This is a genomic window from Streptomyces sp. NPDC057099, assembly GCF_042671245.1.
In the GTDB taxonomy this organism is placed as follows: Bacteria; Actinomycetota; Actinomycetes; order Streptomycetales; family Streptomycetaceae; genus Streptomyces; species Streptomyces purpurascens.
The window spans coordinates 77,161-91,978 of the sequence record NZ_JBHUTX010000023.1; the positions used below are offsets into that span (position 1 = coordinate 77,161).

At 71.9% G+C, this 14,818-nt stretch carries 17 protein-coding genes, 1 tRNA gene and 1 riboswitch; of the genes, 11 read left to right on the plus strand and 7 right to left on the minus strand.

Translation table 11 applies throughout. The features are described 5' to 3' along the window. Positions 1-50 precede the first annotated feature (50 nt). Together ACFT4A_RS25760 and ACFT4A_RS25765 are read left to right on the plus strand one after the other, a co-directional pair. On the plus strand, positions 51-185 hold the full coding sequence (locus ACFT4A_RS25760; protein WP_382833938.1) for a hypothetical protein: 135 nt from the start codon (positions 51-53) through the stop codon (positions 183-185). Beyond that, positions 185-493, plus strand: a complete 309-nt coding sequence (locus ACFT4A_RS25765) for a hypothetical protein (protein ID WP_382833941.1) — start codon at positions 185-187, stop codon at positions 491-493. Before ACFT4A_RS25760 ends, ACFT4A_RS25765 begins: the two co-directional genes overlap by 1 nt. A gap of 4 nt (positions 494-497) precedes the next feature. Here ACFT4A_RS25765 and ACFT4A_RS25770 read toward each other — a convergent pair whose 3' ends face one another. The 3 genes from ACFT4A_RS25770 to ACFT4A_RS25780 all read right to left on the minus strand — a co-directional run bounded on the left by ACFT4A_RS25770 (position 498) and on the right by ACFT4A_RS25780 (position 2,661). Further along, complete coding sequence (locus tag ACFT4A_RS25770) at positions 498-890, minus strand: peptidoglycan-binding protein (RefSeq protein ID WP_382833944.1); 393 nt, start codon at positions 888-890, stop codon at positions 498-500. A gap of 193 nt (positions 891-1,083) precedes the next feature. Continuing rightward, on the minus strand, positions 1,084-1,944 hold the full coding sequence (locus ACFT4A_RS25775; protein ID WP_382833947.1) for an RNA polymerase sigma factor SigF: 861 nt from the start codon (positions 1,942-1,944) through the stop codon (positions 1,084-1,086). A 204-nt stretch (positions 1,945-2,148) separates the two neighbouring features. Further along, positions 2,149-2,661: a MarR family transcriptional regulator gene (locus tag ACFT4A_RS25780; RefSeq protein ID WP_382833950.1), complete on the minus strand. Its 513-nt coding sequence runs from the start codon at positions 2,659-2,661 to the stop codon at positions 2,149-2,151. Between the two features lie 145 nt (positions 2,662-2,806). Here ACFT4A_RS25780 and ACFT4A_RS25785 point away from each other — a divergent pair, with 145 nt between their 5' ends. The 5 genes from ACFT4A_RS25785 (at position 2,807) to ACFT4A_RS25805 (ending at position 6,984) form a co-directional block, all read left to right on the plus strand. After that, positions 2,807-3,976 carry a PP2C family protein-serine/threonine phosphatase gene (locus ACFT4A_RS25785; protein WP_382834023.1) on the plus strand — a complete coding sequence of 390 codons (1,170 nt, stop codon included), beginning with the start codon at positions 2,807-2,809 and terminating at the stop codon, positions 3,974-3,976. Positions 3,977-4,116: 140 nt separating this feature from the next. Next, positions 4,117-5,034, plus strand: coding sequence for an STAS domain-containing protein (locus ACFT4A_RS25790; RefSeq protein WP_382833952.1), 918 nt, complete (start codon positions 4,117-4,119; stop codon positions 5,032-5,034). Between the two features lie 17 nt (positions 5,035-5,051). Beyond that, positions 5,052-5,450: an STAS domain-containing protein gene (locus ACFT4A_RS25795; protein ID WP_382833955.1), complete on the plus strand. Its 399-nt coding sequence runs from the start codon at positions 5,052-5,054 to the stop codon at positions 5,448-5,450. Then, on the plus strand, positions 5,450-5,893 hold the full coding sequence (locus tag ACFT4A_RS25800; protein ID WP_382833958.1) for an anti-sigma regulatory factor: 444 nt from the start codon (positions 5,450-5,452) through the stop codon (positions 5,891-5,893). The genes ACFT4A_RS25795 and ACFT4A_RS25800 overlap by 1 nt, the downstream gene beginning before the upstream one ends. Further along, the gene (locus tag ACFT4A_RS25805) at positions 5,893-6,984 is read left to right on the plus strand and encodes a SpoIIE family protein phosphatase (RefSeq protein ID WP_382833961.1); all 1,092 of its coding nucleotides are present in this window, start codon (positions 5,893-5,895) and stop codon (positions 6,982-6,984) included. Before ACFT4A_RS25800 ends, ACFT4A_RS25805 begins: the two co-directional genes overlap by 1 nt. Before the next feature lies 1 nt (position 6,985). Here the strand turns inward: ACFT4A_RS25805 and ACFT4A_RS25810 are convergent, their stop codons facing one another. The 3 genes from ACFT4A_RS25810 to ACFT4A_RS25820 form a co-directional block, all read right to left on the minus strand. After that, the gene (locus ACFT4A_RS25810; RefSeq protein ID WP_382833964.1) at positions 6,986-7,495 is read right to left on the minus strand and encodes a MarR family winged helix-turn-helix transcriptional regulator; all 510 of its coding nucleotides are present in this window, start codon (positions 7,493-7,495) and stop codon (positions 6,986-6,988) included. A 116-nt stretch (positions 7,496-7,611) separates the two neighbouring features. Then, entirely contained in the window at positions 7,612-8,253 is a 642-nt protein-coding gene (gene ribA / locus ACFT4A_RS25815) for a GTP cyclohydrolase II (RefSeq protein ID WP_382833966.1), read from the minus strand. Positions 8,254-8,462: 209 nt separating this feature from the next. Beyond that, positions 8,463-8,978 (minus strand): MarR family transcriptional regulator, encoded by a 516-nt coding sequence (locus ACFT4A_RS25820; protein WP_328340579.1) that lies wholly within the window; start codon positions 8,976-8,978, stop codon positions 8,463-8,465. A gap of 92 nt (positions 8,979-9,070) precedes the next feature. Between ACFT4A_RS25820 and ACFT4A_RS25825 the strand changes: the two genes are divergently transcribed. The 4 genes from ACFT4A_RS25825 (at position 9,071) to ACFT4A_RS25840 (ending at position 12,931) form a co-directional block, all read left to right on the plus strand. Beyond that, positions 9,071-10,198 (plus strand): dihydrofolate reductase family protein, encoded by a 1,128-nt coding sequence (locus tag ACFT4A_RS25825; RefSeq protein WP_382833969.1) that lies wholly within the window; start codon positions 9,071-9,073, stop codon positions 10,196-10,198. Positions 10,199-10,272: 74 nt separating this feature from the next. Next, positions 10,273-10,346, plus strand: a tRNA-Met gene (locus ACFT4A_RS25830). Between the two features lie 293 nt (positions 10,347-10,639). Continuing rightward, a riboswitch (cyclic di-AMP (ydaO/yuaA leader) is annotated at positions 10,640-10,796 on the plus strand. An 11-nt stretch (positions 10,797-10,807) separates the two neighbouring features. Next, positions 10,808-11,839, plus strand: a complete 1,032-nt coding sequence (locus ACFT4A_RS25835; protein WP_382833972.1) for a M23 family metallopeptidase — start codon at positions 10,808-10,810, stop codon at positions 11,837-11,839. 147 nt (positions 11,840-11,986) lie between these two features. Continuing rightward, the gene (locus ACFT4A_RS25840; protein ID WP_382833975.1) at positions 11,987-12,931 is read left to right on the plus strand and encodes an aldo/keto reductase; all 945 of its coding nucleotides are present in this window, start codon (positions 11,987-11,989) and stop codon (positions 12,929-12,931) included. A 479-nt stretch (positions 12,932-13,410) separates the two neighbouring features. Here the strand turns inward: ACFT4A_RS25840 and ACFT4A_RS25845 are convergent, their stop codons facing one another. Continuing rightward, positions 13,411-14,808: a PrsW family intramembrane metalloprotease gene (locus tag ACFT4A_RS25845; protein WP_382833978.1), complete on the minus strand. Its 1,398-nt coding sequence runs from the start codon at positions 14,806-14,808 to the stop codon at positions 13,411-13,413. Positions 14,809-14,818 lie beyond the last annotated feature (10 nt).

The window sequence follows — 14,818 nt, forward strand, 5'->3', positions numbered from 1 at the left end:
TTCTGCCCGGGCACGGGCAAACGGCGCCGTCCCCGCCACCGCACCTGCCTGTGTCTGCGCTTCGTCGTCGTACGGCACCCCGCCGTACCCCCGGGTATCTCGCCGCCCGCGACCGGCAAGTCGACCTCCGGCAGTGCCGCCGCCTCGACCGGCACCTGATCGGCACGCAGGAGGTGGCCGCCTGATGGAGCACGTCACACCCCGGCTTCTCCCCTGGACGTCCCCCGAGGGCAAGCCCTGCTACCTGGTGACCGACGATGGCGGCAGCCGTCTGTCCCGTCTTGCCGACGACCTGGAGGCGGCCCAGCTCGCCACCGGTGTCGATGTCCTCGGTCTCGCCCGCACCGTGCTGGACGATCCGATGTCGCCGTACACCGAGGTCCGCTACGCCGGTCTCCGGCTTGCCGAGTGTCTGACCGATGCCTTGCCTGCCGCCGAGTCCCGTGGCATGCGTCTGTCCACACCGGGTGAGGCTGGGCCGACCACCACGTAGGGCGTCAGCAGAAGGGGCGGCCCGGGTTGTTGGCCCAGAAGGAGAGGAAGGACCAGGTCTGCGCTCCGACACGTCCGTCGACGACGATCTCGGCGCATTGCTGGAAGGACGTCACCGCGCTTCGCGTCTGCCCGCCGAAGTCTCCGTCCACGTCCAGCTCGGCGCCTACAGCCTCATTGAGATAGCACTGGGCTTGCTGGACAACCGCTCCGGATGAGCCCTGTTGGAGGGTGGGCCGGCGATTCGTGTAGTCGCAGATGTCGTCCGGTCCCTGGGCTACGACGCGTTCGGGGCGGTCCGAGCGTTCCGGGACGATCTGCGGCGCTGCGGCAGCGGGACCTCCGGCAAGACCTGCGGAAAGAAGAACAGCCGCAGCGATCGCGTGCGCTCGTCGCATCCTCAACCACCTCCAAGGTGCCCGTGTCTCCAGCGTGCGCTGGTGCATCCCAGGCCGCATCTCGACGCAGGGCAGCCCCGAGGGGCCTCCCAGGAGCGGGGCGTTGGCGTATGCGGCGGTTCGGGGCAGGAGCGCCGAAGAGCCCCGGTCCGGACAGCATCCGGACCGGGGCTCAGGTGGATTCCGGGGCAGCTCAGCCCGTGGTCAGCATCCCCGCCCGCAACCGTGCCACCGTCCGGGAGATGAGGCGGGAGACGTGCATCTGGGAGATGCCGAGGCGGGCGCCGATGTCGGCCTGGGTGAGTTCTTCGACGAAGCGCAGGTGGAGGATGAGGCGCTGGCGTTCGTCGAGTTCGGCGAGCAGGGGAGCGAGGGCGTGGAAGTCCTCGACCAGTTCGAGGGCCGGGTCCTCCTCGCCGATGAACTCCGAGAGCGTCGCGTCGCTTTCGTCCGCGTCGCCGCCGACCGTCGCGTCGAGGGACGAGGAAAGGTAGCCGTTCGAAGCGACTTGGGCCTCGACGACCTGCTCCTCGGTGATGTTCATCAGGGCCGCGAGTTCGGCGACGCGGGGCGCGCGGCCGAGGCGGGAGGCCAGTTCCTCGGTGGCCTTGGCGAGTTCCGTACGGGCCTCCTGCAGCCGGCGCGGCACGTGCACGGCCCAGGACGTGTCGCGGAAGAACCGCTTGATCTCGCCCACGATGTAGGGCACCGCGAAGCTGGTGAACTGCACCTCGCGGGAGACCTCGAAGCGGTCGATCGCCTTGATCAGCCCGATGATGCCGACCTGGACGACGTCCTCCATCGCCTGGCCGCTGCCGCGGAACCGGCGGGCCGCGAACCGCACGAGCGACGTGTTCATCTCGATGAGCGTGTTGCGCGCGTACTGGTATTCGGGCGTGCCCTCCTCCAGTACGGCGAGCCGCTCCAGGAACTGTCCGGTCAGCCCGCGCGCGTCCTGCGGGGCGAGCTTCTGCGGCTCGGCGATCCGGGGCAGCACCTCACTGGTCTCGATGCCGGAATCCGTCGTCGTGCCGATGCGCGTGGTCGCCGTCACGGTCCCTCCCTCGTAGTCCCGGCCCGCTCCCATCCCCGACAGGCCACCTCTAGCGCCGCTACCCGCAGTCGCCCGGCTCATGCCCCGCATATGCCCCATCGAGATGTAGCCCACAGTCGGCGCAGGTCGGGGCGGTGTCGGGGTACCCGCACAAGTCTGTGACGGCACGGGACAGGAGGGTGGGGCGGCGTGGCGGGGAGGAGTTCAGGCAGTCCGGGTGCCGGGCGCGTGGGAGTCGTCGGATGCGTCGGCGTTGTCGGAGGCATCGTGTATCCGGGCCGCCGCCACGTCGCAGAACGCCTCGAGACCCTGCAGCAGCGCGACCCGCTTGGCCGCGGGCATCTGGTCGAGCACCGTGCGCAGCGCCTGCTCCCGTCGTACCCGCAGATCGGCGAGGAACGTACGGCCCCGGCTGCTGAGCCGCAGGCGTACCTCGCGCCGGTCCACCGGACTCACCACGCGCTCCACGAACCCGGTCGCCTGGAGCCGGTCGCACAGCCGGCTCGTCGACGGCGGGGTGGAGGCCAGGGAGTCGGCGAGCGTGCGCAGGTTGATGCCCTCGTGGTGTTCGAGGATGAGCAGCACGCGCAACTGGGAGGCGGAGGCGGGTGCCGTCGAGGCCCGGCCCCAGAGGACTTCCAGCAACTCCGCGGCCGTGGAGGTCACACGTGCGACCTCTGCTGGCTCAGGGCGGGGTCGGAGGGAAGTCACAGTCACACTCTCGCAGGCACCGGGATGGCCGTCAGCGTACTAGGCGCGCGGGGAGCCGACGGTGACCCCGGTCGGGGGCAGAGCCGCCCGCCGCGCCTGCGGGACCGTATTCAGACCAAGGATTGGTGTGTCGACCCTCGTGACGACGATCGTGAACAGATTCGTGGCCGCCGAGCGCGCCCTGCGCACGGCGGCACCCCATCAGCTGCTGGACGCGGTCCGTCGCGTACTGACCGATCAGTACGCGGCGGACTCCGTCGAGCTTTTCCTGGCCGACTACGGACTGACGGTGCTTCAGCCGGTGTCCGTGCTGCCGCACACCCTGCAGCCGGTGTCCGTGCACAACAGCCCGGCGGGCCGGGCCTTCGGGGCGCAGGAGCCCTGCGTGGAGGCACTCCCGGGTGACCCGGCGGAGAGGGTGCGTGCGCATCTGCCCGTCACCGTGCGCGGCGACCGGCTCGGTGTGCTGACCGTCGTCCTGCCGGGCGGCGAGCACGCCGACGGCTGCCTGGCCGAACTGGCCGAGATCGCCGAGGTGCTGGGGCACGAGGTCGTCGTGGCCGAGCGGGACACCGACCTGTACCTCCAGGCACGCCGCCGGGACCGCCTCACCCTGGCCGCCGAGATGCAGTGGCAGCTGCTGCCCGGCCGCTCCTGCTCCCGCCCCGAGTACGAGCTCGGCGCGCAGCTGGAACCGGCGTACGCGATCTTCGGCGACAACTTCGACTGGTCCGCCACGGCCGACCGGCTCAGCCTCTACGTCACCAACGGCATGGGCGAGGGCATCGAGGCCTCCCTGCTGACGAACCTGGCGATCAACGCCCTGCGCAACGCGCGCCGGGCCGGTCTCCCCCTCGCCGACCAGGCCGCCCTGGCCGACCAGGCGGTGTACGCGCACTACCGGGGCCGCTGCTACCTGTCCGTGCTCATGCTCGACTTCGACCTGGCCACCGGGCGGGTCCGGGCGGTGGACGCCGGGTCCCCGCGACTGCTGCGGCTGCGCCGGGGCGCGGTGGAGCGGGTGGACTTCGACGCCCAGTTGCCGCTCGGCATGTTCGAGGAGACCGACTACGTGGCCCAGGAGTTCCGGGCCGAGCCAGGCGACCGGCTCGTCTTCGTCAGCGACGGGGTGTACGACGTCGCATCCCCGGGCGGAGAGGCGTACGGCGACGCCGCCCTGGCGCGGGCGATCCAGTCGACCCGGCTGCTCCCGGCCCCCGATGTGCCCCGGGCCGTCCTGCGCGAACTGAAGGGTCATCGCGGCAGGCCCGTCGCCGACGACGACGCCCTGGTGGTGTGTCTGGACTGGCGTGGGCGCTGAGGCACGGGGAAGGTGCAGGTCGGGGGGCGACGGTGGGCGGTTGTTTGGTGTTGCCCCGCGTCGGCACTAATGTTTGTCATACGGCAAGTAACGGCTGAGGCGCCGTGGCTGGGCCTCGGTCCGGCCCGTGCAAGGGAGCGATGCAAGTGTCGGAGTCGGAACGGAACGCGGAACAGGAGCCGGCCCATTACCAGGTGAGTGCCTTCCTCGAACGGCGCCGGGAGCAGGTCGCCCAACGATGGGCGGACGCCGCCCTGTTCCGCACGGTTTTCACCGTCTCACGGGACGAGGCCGTGGAGGCGGGCAGGTCCGTGGCCGCCGCGCTGGCGGCGGTGGCGGCCTCCGGGCGGATGGAGGACATCCGGGCGCCCGGATTCGAGCCGGTGCGCGACCAGTTGGGCCGGATGGCGGCCTCCCGCGCCCGCACGGGCATCGACCCGGACGGGGTCGCCGACGAGGTGGCCGCCCTGCGCGAGCCGGTGACCGAGCTGCTGCGCGCCGAGTTCCCGGACCCGTACGCCCCCGAGGCCCAGGACGCCGTGCTGGCCCTGACCGTGATCATGGGCACGCTGCGCCTGGTCGTGATGGAGACGATGGTCAGCGCGGGCGAGGAACTGATCGCACGGCAGCGCGAGCAGCTGCTCGAAGTGGCCACCCCGGTGATCAAACTCTGGGAGAGCACCGTCGCCGTGCCCCTGATCGGCACGCTGGACAGCGCGCGCAGCCAGGTGGTCATGGAGAGTCTGCTGGACGCGATCGTCGCCGAGCGCGCCCGGTTCGCCATCCTCGACATCACCGGCGTGCCCACGGTCGACTCGCTGGTCGCCCAGCATCTGATGAAGACGGTGGCGGCGGCCCGGCTGATGGGCGCCGAGTGCATCGTCTCCGGGATCCGGCCCGCGATCGCGCAGACCATCGTCCACCTGGGCATCGACCTCGGCACGGTGCTCACGCGCTCGAGCCTGGAGGACGCGCTGGCCTACGCGCTCAGCCGGCAGGGCGTCGAGATCGCGCCGCTGCGGTCGGCCGGCCCGGCGGCAGACACGGGCGTGCGGTGAGCGGGTTCGGGCCGGCGGTGCCCGGACCCGCGGGGGGACACGCCTTCACGGTGCCGGTCCTCCAGCTGGGCGACACCCTGCTGGTCACCCTCCAGGGAGAGCTGCACGACGGGATGGCCGAGCAGCTCCAGCAGGACATCACGGGCCGGATCGCGCACTCGCGGGTGACCGGGGTGGTCATCGACATCTCGGGCGTCGACATGGTCGACTCGTTCCTGGGGCGGGTCCTCGCCGAGATCGCCGCCGGAGCCGGACTGCTGGCCGCCCGTACGGTGCTGGCCGGGATGCGCCCGGCGGTGGCGATCACCCTGGTCGAACTGGGGCTCACCCTGCCGGGGCTGCGTACGGCCCTGGACGTCGAACGCGCGATGGAGCTGCTCGCCGCCGGTGAGCCTCACAGTGAGGGGAGTCCCTGATGCAGGCCTCCCGCCATGCCGCGCCGACGAGCCTGCCGATCGGCTCGGATGCCGATCTGGCCTGGGTGCGGCAGCAGGTACGGCAGGCCGCCGCCGAGCTCGGTTTCGGGCTGGTGCAGCAGACCAAGCTCGTCACGGCGGCCAGCGAACTGGCCCGCAACACCCTCGTCCACGGCGGGGGCGGCCATGTGGAGATCACTCCGCTGGGCCTCGCGGCGTCGAGCGGGCTGCGGCTGGCCTTCGTCGACACCGGGCCCGGCATCCGAGACCTCGACCAGGCGATGACCGACGGCTACACCAGCGGCGGCGGGCTCGGTCTCGGCATGAGCGGGGCCAAGCGGCTGGTCCACGAGTTCGAGGTGGACAGCCGGCCCGGCGAGGGGACCACCGTCACCGTCACCGCCTGGGCCACCGCCGTACCCCCGTCCCGGCCGGGGCCCTGATGAGCAGGGTGTGGGACGTGCCGGTGGACGACTCGACGCGGGTGCGGGACGTCCGGGTGGCGGCCGAGGAGGCCAGCGCCCGCGCCGGGCTTCCCGCGCCCCGCACCGCGACCGCCGCGCTGGTGGCGACGGAGCTGGCGACCAACCTGCTGCGGCACGCCGACGGCGGGCGCGTCGTCATCAACCTCGTCGAGCGCGGCCGGGACGGCGCCCAGGAGACGTCCGTTCAGCTCGTCTCGCTCGACCACGGCCCCGGCATCCCGGACATCGCGGCGGCGATGCGCGACGGCTACACCACCGCGTCCTCCCTCGGCGCCGGCCTCGGCACGTGCCGGCGCATAGCGAACGACTTCGACCTGCACAGCGCCCCCGGGCGGGGCACGGTGGCCATGGCCCGCATCGGCCACGAGCGGGCTGCCAAGGGATCGCAGAGGTCGCAGCCCCTGCCCGGCCCGCGCGTGGGCGGGGTCAACGTCCCCCTCGGCCGGGCCGAGCACTCCGGCGACGCGTGGAGCCGGGTCTACGACGGCGACCGCGTGACCCTCCTGCTCGCCGACGGGCTCGGCCACGGGCCCAAGGCCGCCGAGGCGTCCGGCGCCGCCGTGGCCGAACTGCGCGGGCTGGCCCACCTGCCGCCCGCCGAGATCCTGCGGAACCTGGGCAGGACCCTGCGGCCCACCCGGGGCGCGGCCGTCGCCGTGGCCCAACTCGACCTCTCATCCGGGCAGTTGAGCTTCGCCGGAGTCGGCAACGTCGGGGGCCGGCTGCGCACCGACGGTACCTGGAAGCCGCTGCTGTCCCACCCCGGCATCGTGGGTGCGCAGGCCCCGGCGTCCGTGCCCGTGCAGCGCGTTCCGTGGCAGGAGGACAGCCTGCTCGTCCTGCACAGCGACGGTCTGCCCGGTCGCTGGACGCCGCCCGACGACGGTGTGCTCCTCGGCTGCGACCCGGCGGTGGTGGCCGTGGCGGTGCTGCGGGACGCCGGGAGCGCGGCCCTGCCGGTGCGGGACGACACGTGTGTGGCCGTACTGGGTGCCGGTGCCGGTGCTGATACCGGTGGCCGGCACGGCTCGCACGGCTCGGGGGCCTGACTCACTCCGTTCCGTCAGGGCCGTCAGGGTGCGGCACGACCGCGTCCCGTGCCGCCAGGAATCCCAGCAACCCCCGGCTCAGCGCCACCCGTTCCGCCGGTTCCATCGCCGCCAGCGCGGTGGCCAGGGCCTCGGTCCGGCGTTCTGCGACATCCTTCAGGACGTGCCGGCCGTGCGCGGTGAGCCACAGCTGTACCTCTCGGCGGGTGCCCGGGTGCGGGGCCCGTTCCAGCAGGCCGGCCGCCGCGAGCCGGTCGCAGAGCCGGCTGGCCGTGGGCAGGCCGATGTCCAGCTCGTCCGCCAGGGCCGTGACGTTCAGGCCGGCCGCCGCCTCCACGGTGCGCAGCGCCCGCAGCTGGTGCGGGGACAGGCGCAGGGACGCCTCCTGGGCGGCGACCGACCACAGGGCCGTCAGACTGTCCACGGCATCGGCGACCTGTGACGCGACGGCTTCCGGGCCGTCGCCCGGTCCCCTCGCCCGGGGGGCGCCGGGGGCGCCGAGATCGGTCACGAAACGTCACTTTCCATAAGCTTCGGGTACTGCGGAGATCACCCTCTTTCAAAGGCTGTACCCGATGAGCCGAGGGGCAAGCAGCCCCGGTTCAGCCCGGCCCGGCCGGACCCCGTTCAGCCGGCGCTGAGTTCCGTCAGCGCGGCCAGCGGCAGCGTGTGCTGGGTCTGGAGGACCTTGGCGCGCAGGTAGCGGACGTTGTGCGCGGTGGTGAACACGCCCGTGGGGACACGGTCGCGCACGTCGACGCCCAGGGTGCGCAACTGGTCCGCCTTGTCGGGGTTGTTGGAGAGCAGGTCCAGCTCCTCGATGCCCAGGGCCCGGAGCATCTGGGCCGCCGCCGTGTAGTCGCGGGCGTCCTCCGGCAGCCCGAGCGCCGCGTTCGCCTCGTACGTGTCGAGGCCCTCGTCCTGGAGGGCGTACGCGTCGAGCTTGTTGTAGAGGCCGATGCCCCGGCCCTCCTGGCGGAGGTAGAGGAGCACGCCGCCGCGGTCGGCTATGCGCTCGACCGCCTCGCGCAGCTGCGGACCGCAGTCGCAGCGGGCCGAGCCGAACACGTCCCCGGTCAGGCACTCGGAGTGCAGCCGCACCAGCGGGACCGGGCCCGGCTCGCCCAGGACGACGGCCACGTGTTCCTGCTGGTCGGCCAGTCCGTGGAAGGTGACGAGCTCGGCGTCGACCTGGTAGCCGTCGTGGAAGCGAAGCGGTACCCGGACGCGGGAGCGCGGGGTGGCGAGGGCGGCGGGGGTGTCGGGCATGCGGGGCCTCCGGGTTCCGTTCCTGTTCGGCTGCACAGCCGTCTGCTTCAGATTTGAAGCAGATCCACGGTTCGGAACACTACCCTTGCTTTAAATTTGAAGCAACGAGGTTCGGTTTCTTGTGACGTGCCTCACTGAAGCGCCTCAGAGGGCCGCGGGTGGCCTCACGAACGGGTCGTGGAGGACCCACGAACAGGCCGCGGAGGACCTCATGAGCAGGCCGTGGAGGACCTCCGCCGCCACGGCACGTCGTCCGACGTCGGCCGTGTCCCGTCCTCCTGGAGCCCCTGCGCGATCGCCGCGGAGATCTCCTCCAGCTGCGCCACCTGCTCCTCGCTGAGCCGGTCGAACACGAAGCTCCGCACGGTCTCGACATGCCCGGGCGCCGCGCGCTCCAGTACGGCGAACCCCGCCTCGGTCAGTGCGGCGATGCTGCCCCGCTTGTCGTACCGGCAGGCCTCGCGCCGCAGCATGCCGTCCTTCTCCAGCCGTGTCACCGCGTACGTCAGGCGGCTGCGCGTGATCTTCAGCCGCTCGGCGAGATCGGTCATGCGCAGGCGCTGTTCGGGGGACTCCGACAGGACGGACAGGATGGAGTAGTAAAGGTGCGGCATGCCGGCGTCCTGCTGGAGCTGCCGGTCGATCGCGTCCTCCAGGAGCAGCGAGGAGGCGATGTAGGCGCGCCAGGCGCGTTGCTCCTCGGGGGTGAGCCAGCGAGTCGTCATGCCGCCAGTGTAGGTTTGTTTCAAACTTGAACCAAGACCCGGCAGGCCCTAGGCCCCGCCGGTCCGCCGTCCCACCCGACCGGGGAGCGTCGATGCCTCACCCGTACGTCCTGCTGTCCGCCGCCGTCTCCCTCGACGGCTACCTGGACGACACCGGGCCCGAACGCCTGCTGCTGTCCGGCCCGGCCGACTTCGACCGGGTCGACGAGGTCCGGGCGTCCGTCGACGCGATCCTGGTCGGCGCCGGCACCATCCGCGCCGACAACCCGCGCCTGCTGGTCAACTCGGAAGAGCGGCGGGCCGCCCGCACAGCTGCCGGCCGGCCCGAATACCCCCTCAAGGTCACCGTCAGCGGCACCGGCGACCTCGACCCCGAGGCGCGGTTCTGGCACACGGGCGGCGAGAAGGTCCTCTACACGACCGACCAGGGCGCCGAGCGTGCCCGGACCCTCGGTCTCGCCACCGACGTGGTCCCCCTCGGCACCGACCTCGACTGGCGTCGGCTCCTCACCCACCTGCACGACGTACGGGGTGTGCGACGGCTCATGGTCGAGGGCGGCGGCCTGATCCACACCCAGCTCCTCACCCAGGGCCTGGCCGACGAACTCCAACTGGTCCTCGCCCCGCTCTTCGTGGGCGACCCGAAGGCCCCCCGCCTCTTCGGGCCCGGCGGCTACCAGGGCGGCCGGCTCCGGCTGCTGGAGACGCGGCGGATCGAGGACGTCGTCCTCATGCGCTACGAACCCACCGCCCCGGGCAGCGGCCCCCTCGCCACCGCCGCCGACCACCACTGGCTGGCCCTCGCCTGCGAACTGGCGGACCTCTGCCCGCCGTCGGACACGGCGTTCAGCGTGGGCGCGGTGGTGGTCGCGGCCGACGGCACGGAACTGGCCCGCGGCCACTCCCGCGAGGGCGGCGACCCTCTCGCGCACGCCGAGGAGGCGGCCCTGGCGAAGCTCGACCCGTCCGACCCGCGACTCGCCACCGCCACGGTCTACAGCAGCCTGGAGCCCTGCGCCCGCCGCGCCTCCCGCCCCGCACCCTGCGCCCGGCTGCTCCTCGACGCGGGCGTCCGCCGAGTGGTCACCGCCTGGCACGAGCCGGACACCTTCGTCCAGGACGCCGACGGCAGCGGAGTCCTGGCGGCCGGCGGGGCGATGGTCGTCGCCCTCCCGGAACACGAGCAGCGGGCCAAAGCCCCGAACCGTCACCTGCTCTAGGGGACGGATTCCGCTGCTGAGCATGAGGTGGTCAAGAGTGGTCCCGCGGATGGCGTACACTGGAATCACAACGACGCGGGGTGGAGCAGCTCGGTAGCTCGCTGGGCTCATAACCCAGAGGTCGCAGGTTCAAATCCTGTCCCCGCTACTGAAGGCCGAGGGCCGGAATCCGAAAGGGTTCCGGCCCTCGGTGTTTTCCGGTTTCCGTGCCGCCGTTACTGCCAGTGAGTGAAGCGCGCCGCTCCGCATAGCAACTGACATGCCGTCAATACCCGGTCGTCACTTACGGAGCGGGTAACTCGCCCGATTTACGCCGGTCATGGCAGGTAAGTCCGCACGAAAAAGGTTAATGATCAAGTGGAATCGCTGGAATCCACTCCCCGGGTCTATTAACGTTCGATAACGCAGCGCGGTCGTCCCAGCCGTCACAGAAGGCGGCTCCGTGCGCACGCGCCGAATCCCGAAAGGGAACCGGGGAACCACCACTTGGGGTGAATCGGGCGTAAACCACCGTGGAAGCACGGCCGGTATACGCGCGTAGGAGACCTTCCTGCTCCGAACCCGTCAGCTAACCCGGTAGGCGAGAAGGAAGGAAAGGAGTACGCCCACGTGGCGTCCAACCGGCCTGCCCCCGCGGCCCCGTTCGCGCGGAACCAGCGCGACACCGAGACTTTCGGCTACGGCGGTCAGCGCACCGACGAGGGCCCGTTCCAGGAGTGGAACCCCACCGAGGAATCCATCCGTCCCGTCCGTGGCCGGCATCGCGTCACCAAGCAGCGCGGCGGAGGTCTCGCCCGCAGCTCCACCGTCCTGGGCGTCGGCGTCATAGCCGCCGTGGGCGCGGGCGGCATGGCCAGCGCCCAGACCGGCAAGCCGCCGGTCTCCATCTCCGTGCCGGACCTGCCCTCGGTGGGTTCCCTCATCTCGGACGACGACACCCCCGCGGGCTCCTCGACTCCGCTCAGCGGTCTCGGCAAGGCCACGGCGGACACCGAGGAGAACTCCTCCGGCGCCGGCGAGGCGCTGCGCGCCCGGATCATGGCCCAGGTCGAGTACCAGCAGGACCAGATCGACACCAAGGCCGCGCAGGACGCCGCCGACGCCGCCGAGAAGGCGGCCGCGGAAGCCGTGGCCAAGGCGGAGAAGGAAGCCAAGGACAAGGCCGCCGAGGCCAAGCGGAAGGCGGAGGAGGAGGCCAAGAAGAAGGCCGAGGCCGAGCGTCTCGCCGCCCTCGCCAAGCAGTTCACGCTGCCGACCTCCGCGTACACCCTCACCTCGACCTTCGGTCAGGCCGGCGCCTACTGGTCCTCCGGCTACCACACGGGTCTCGACTTCGCCGCCCCCACGGGCACGCCGATCAAGGCGGTGCACAGCGGCACCATCACCGAGGCGGGCTGGAACGGCTCGTACGGCTACAAGACGGTCCTCACCCTCGATGACGGCACGGAGATCTGGTACGCGCACCAGTCCTCCATCGGCGTCAGCGTCGGCCAGAAGGTCAGCACGGGCGATGTCATCGGCCGTGTCGGCGCCACCGGCAACGTCACCGGCGCCCACCTGCACCTCGAGGTGCACTCCGGTGGCTCCAGCAGCGGGATCGACCCGATGGCGTGGCTGCGGGGCAAGGGACTGAACCCGTAAGCGGCGCAAGCCAGTCGAAGCACCGGCGGCCCTGACGACGACCCCCCGACGTCAGGGCCGCCGGTTTTCGGTGTGTGCGGGGGCGTTTACAGGACCTTTGCGTCTGTCCTGGAATGAGCCGCTCCGGCATGGCCGTTGACGAGGAGCATGACTTCTCTTCGCAAGCTCGGCTCCTCCGACCTCGAAATCTTCCCGCTCGCCCTCGGTGGCAACGTCTTCGGCTGGACCGCCGACGAGGCGCAGTCGTTCGCCGTGCTCGACGCGTACACCGCCGCCGGCGGCAACTTCGTCGACACCGCCGACGTGTACTCGGCGTGGGTCGACGGCAACCAGGGCGGCGAGTCCGAGACCGTCCTCGGCAAGTGGCTCGAGGTGCGCGGCAATCGAGCCGATGTCGTCGTCGCCACCAAGGTCAGCCAGCACCCCGAGTTCCAGGGCCTGTCCGCCGCCAACATCAAGGCCGCCGCCGACGCCTCGCTGCGCCGGCTGCGCACCGACTACATCGACCTCTACTACACCCACTTCGACCAGCCCGATGTGCCGGTGGAGGAGATCATCGGGGCGCTCGACGAGCTGGTGAAGGCCGGGAAGGTGCGGCACATAGCCGCCTCCAACATCTCGGCGGAGCGGCTGCGGGCCTCCCTGGAGTTCTCCGACCGCGAGGGCCTCGCCCGGTATGTCGCCCTCCAGCCCCACTACAACCTGGTCTCCCGCGACACCTACGAGGGTGAGCTCCTGGACCTCGCCGAGCGCTCCGGCCTGGCGGCCGTCCCGTACTACGCGCTCGCGTCCGGCTTCCTCACCGGCAAGTACCGGCCCGGTACGACCGTCGACAGCGCGCGGGCCGGCGGCGCCGCCAAGCACCTGGAGACCGACCGTGGCCTCCGCGTCCTCGCCGCCCTCGACGAGATCGCCACGGCCCACGACGTCCCCGTCGCCACGGTCGCCCTGTCCTGGCTCGCCGCGCAGCCGACGGTGGCAGCGCCGATCGCCTCCGCCCGCACGGTGGAGCAACTGCCGGCACTGGTCGGAGTCGGGGACCTCACCCTGACCGAGACGGAGATCGACCGCCTGACGGAGGCTTCGGCCTGAGCGGCCGCTGCGGCGGGTGAGGCGGGGTTTCGTCCTGCTCGCTGAGCACGCTCGCCGAGCAGGACGACCAGGGGGGCAGCGCCTCGGCACGCGCTGCCGGGACGGGCCCGGGCCTGTGCGGTGGGGCTTCGGCTGGGGTGCTTGGCCTGGGGCTGGTGGTCGGCCCGGCTGTTGTTTGCCTGCGGCTGCGGCTTGACTGCCGTCGCACGCGCCGCCGGTGGGTGGCGCCCGGCCCCGGACCGGCGGCTGACCGGCTGACGAACACACCGGACTGGTGGCCGACGACCCGGCCTTCGTTGCCCGCGGCTGCGGGCCGATCGCCGGGCACGCGCCGCCGAGACCGGTCCGTGCGGCGGCGCCACGGCCTCGGCGCCCGGTACCGGACCAGAGCAGAGGGCGACCGTACCGGGCCGGAGGGCGACCGCACCGGACCGGTCCACGACCGGCCTCCTTGCCCGCGGCTGTCGGCGGCGCCTCGGCTACGAGCGGTACGGGTTGTACGCCGGGTACGGCGTCGTCGAGGCAGGGTAGGGCGTCGTCGGGTAGCCGTAGCCATAGCCGTACGACCCTGTCGGGTGGCCGTAGCCGTATGCCCCGTGGACCGGCCAGGGCGGTGCCGCCACCGGTACGGGAGGGGCCGTGATCCGGGCCGCGTGGTCCAGGGCGGGGCGGGCCGCATCGCGGCGGCGCCACAGTTCCTCCAGGAGCTCCCGTTCTCGTACGACGAAGTCGGGCCCGGCGCGGCCGAGGCGGCCCCGGTGCCGCAGGAACGCCAGGGAGGTCGCGTAGGCCTCGTACTGGGCCACCGCCCGAGCCGCGGGCTTCCCCGCGTGGCGGCGGGCGTACTGGCGGGCGATGCGCCGGGCCCGCATCGAGCCGAGCGCGTACGGCTCGGCGGGGGTCAGCCAGCCGGCGACGGCGTACGGGGGCAGCTCCGCCCGTACGGTCTTCAGCTCCCGCTGCCGGGTCCAGATCACCAGCCACGTCAGCAGCCCGAAGATGGGCACCATGAACGCCGCGTACACGGCGAAGAACCCGTACTCGCCGAACGCCGACGAGCCGTTCCACATCGCGTGCATGCCCATCGCGAGCAGCAGCCCGGAGAGCGGGAAGGCGATGCGGCGGAGGCGCCGGCCTTCCGCCGCGAGCGCGGCGATGCCGAAGCCGATGCCCGTGAGGACCGTGAAGAGCGGGTGCGCGAACGGCGACATGACGATCCGCACGAAGAAGGTCGCCGCTGTGACGGAGGCGATGCCGCTGTGCCCGGCGAGCTGGTCGGTGCCGAAGGCGATGCCCAGATAGAGGATGTTCTCCGTGAACGCGAAGCCGGTGGCCGTGACGCCGGCTATGACGACTCCGTCGACGATGCCGGTGAAGTCACGCCGCCGGAAGAGGAAGACCAGTAAAACGGCCGCCGCCTTGGCCGACTCCTCGACCACCGGCGCGATGACGGTCGCGCCGAGCGTGTCCGCTCTCGTCGGGTCCGCGGTCGCCGTCGCTATCCACTGGGTCGCGAAGCTGTTGGCGACGATCGCTATCAACGCCGCCGCGCAGGCGCCCCAGGCGAAGGCGAAGAGCAGGTTCCGCCAGGGGCCCGGTGCGACCCGGTCCAGCCAGCGGAAGGCGGCTATGAGGAGGGGGACCGGGAGGACGGCCAGCCCGAGCCCCACCAGGAACCCCTCCGTGCCGGTCTCCTCGCGGACCAGGGCGAGGATGACGAGCCCGGAGATCACGAGGAGCGTGGACAGCGCGCCGTAGCGCACCCAGGCGCGCTGCCACCAGTGGGCGTGCCGCAGAGGGCCGACGGACGCGCCGGCGAAGGGCGCGCCGTCGGGCGGACCGCTGGGGTACGACGGATGTGGGGGGCAGGTGGCCACGGCATTGACC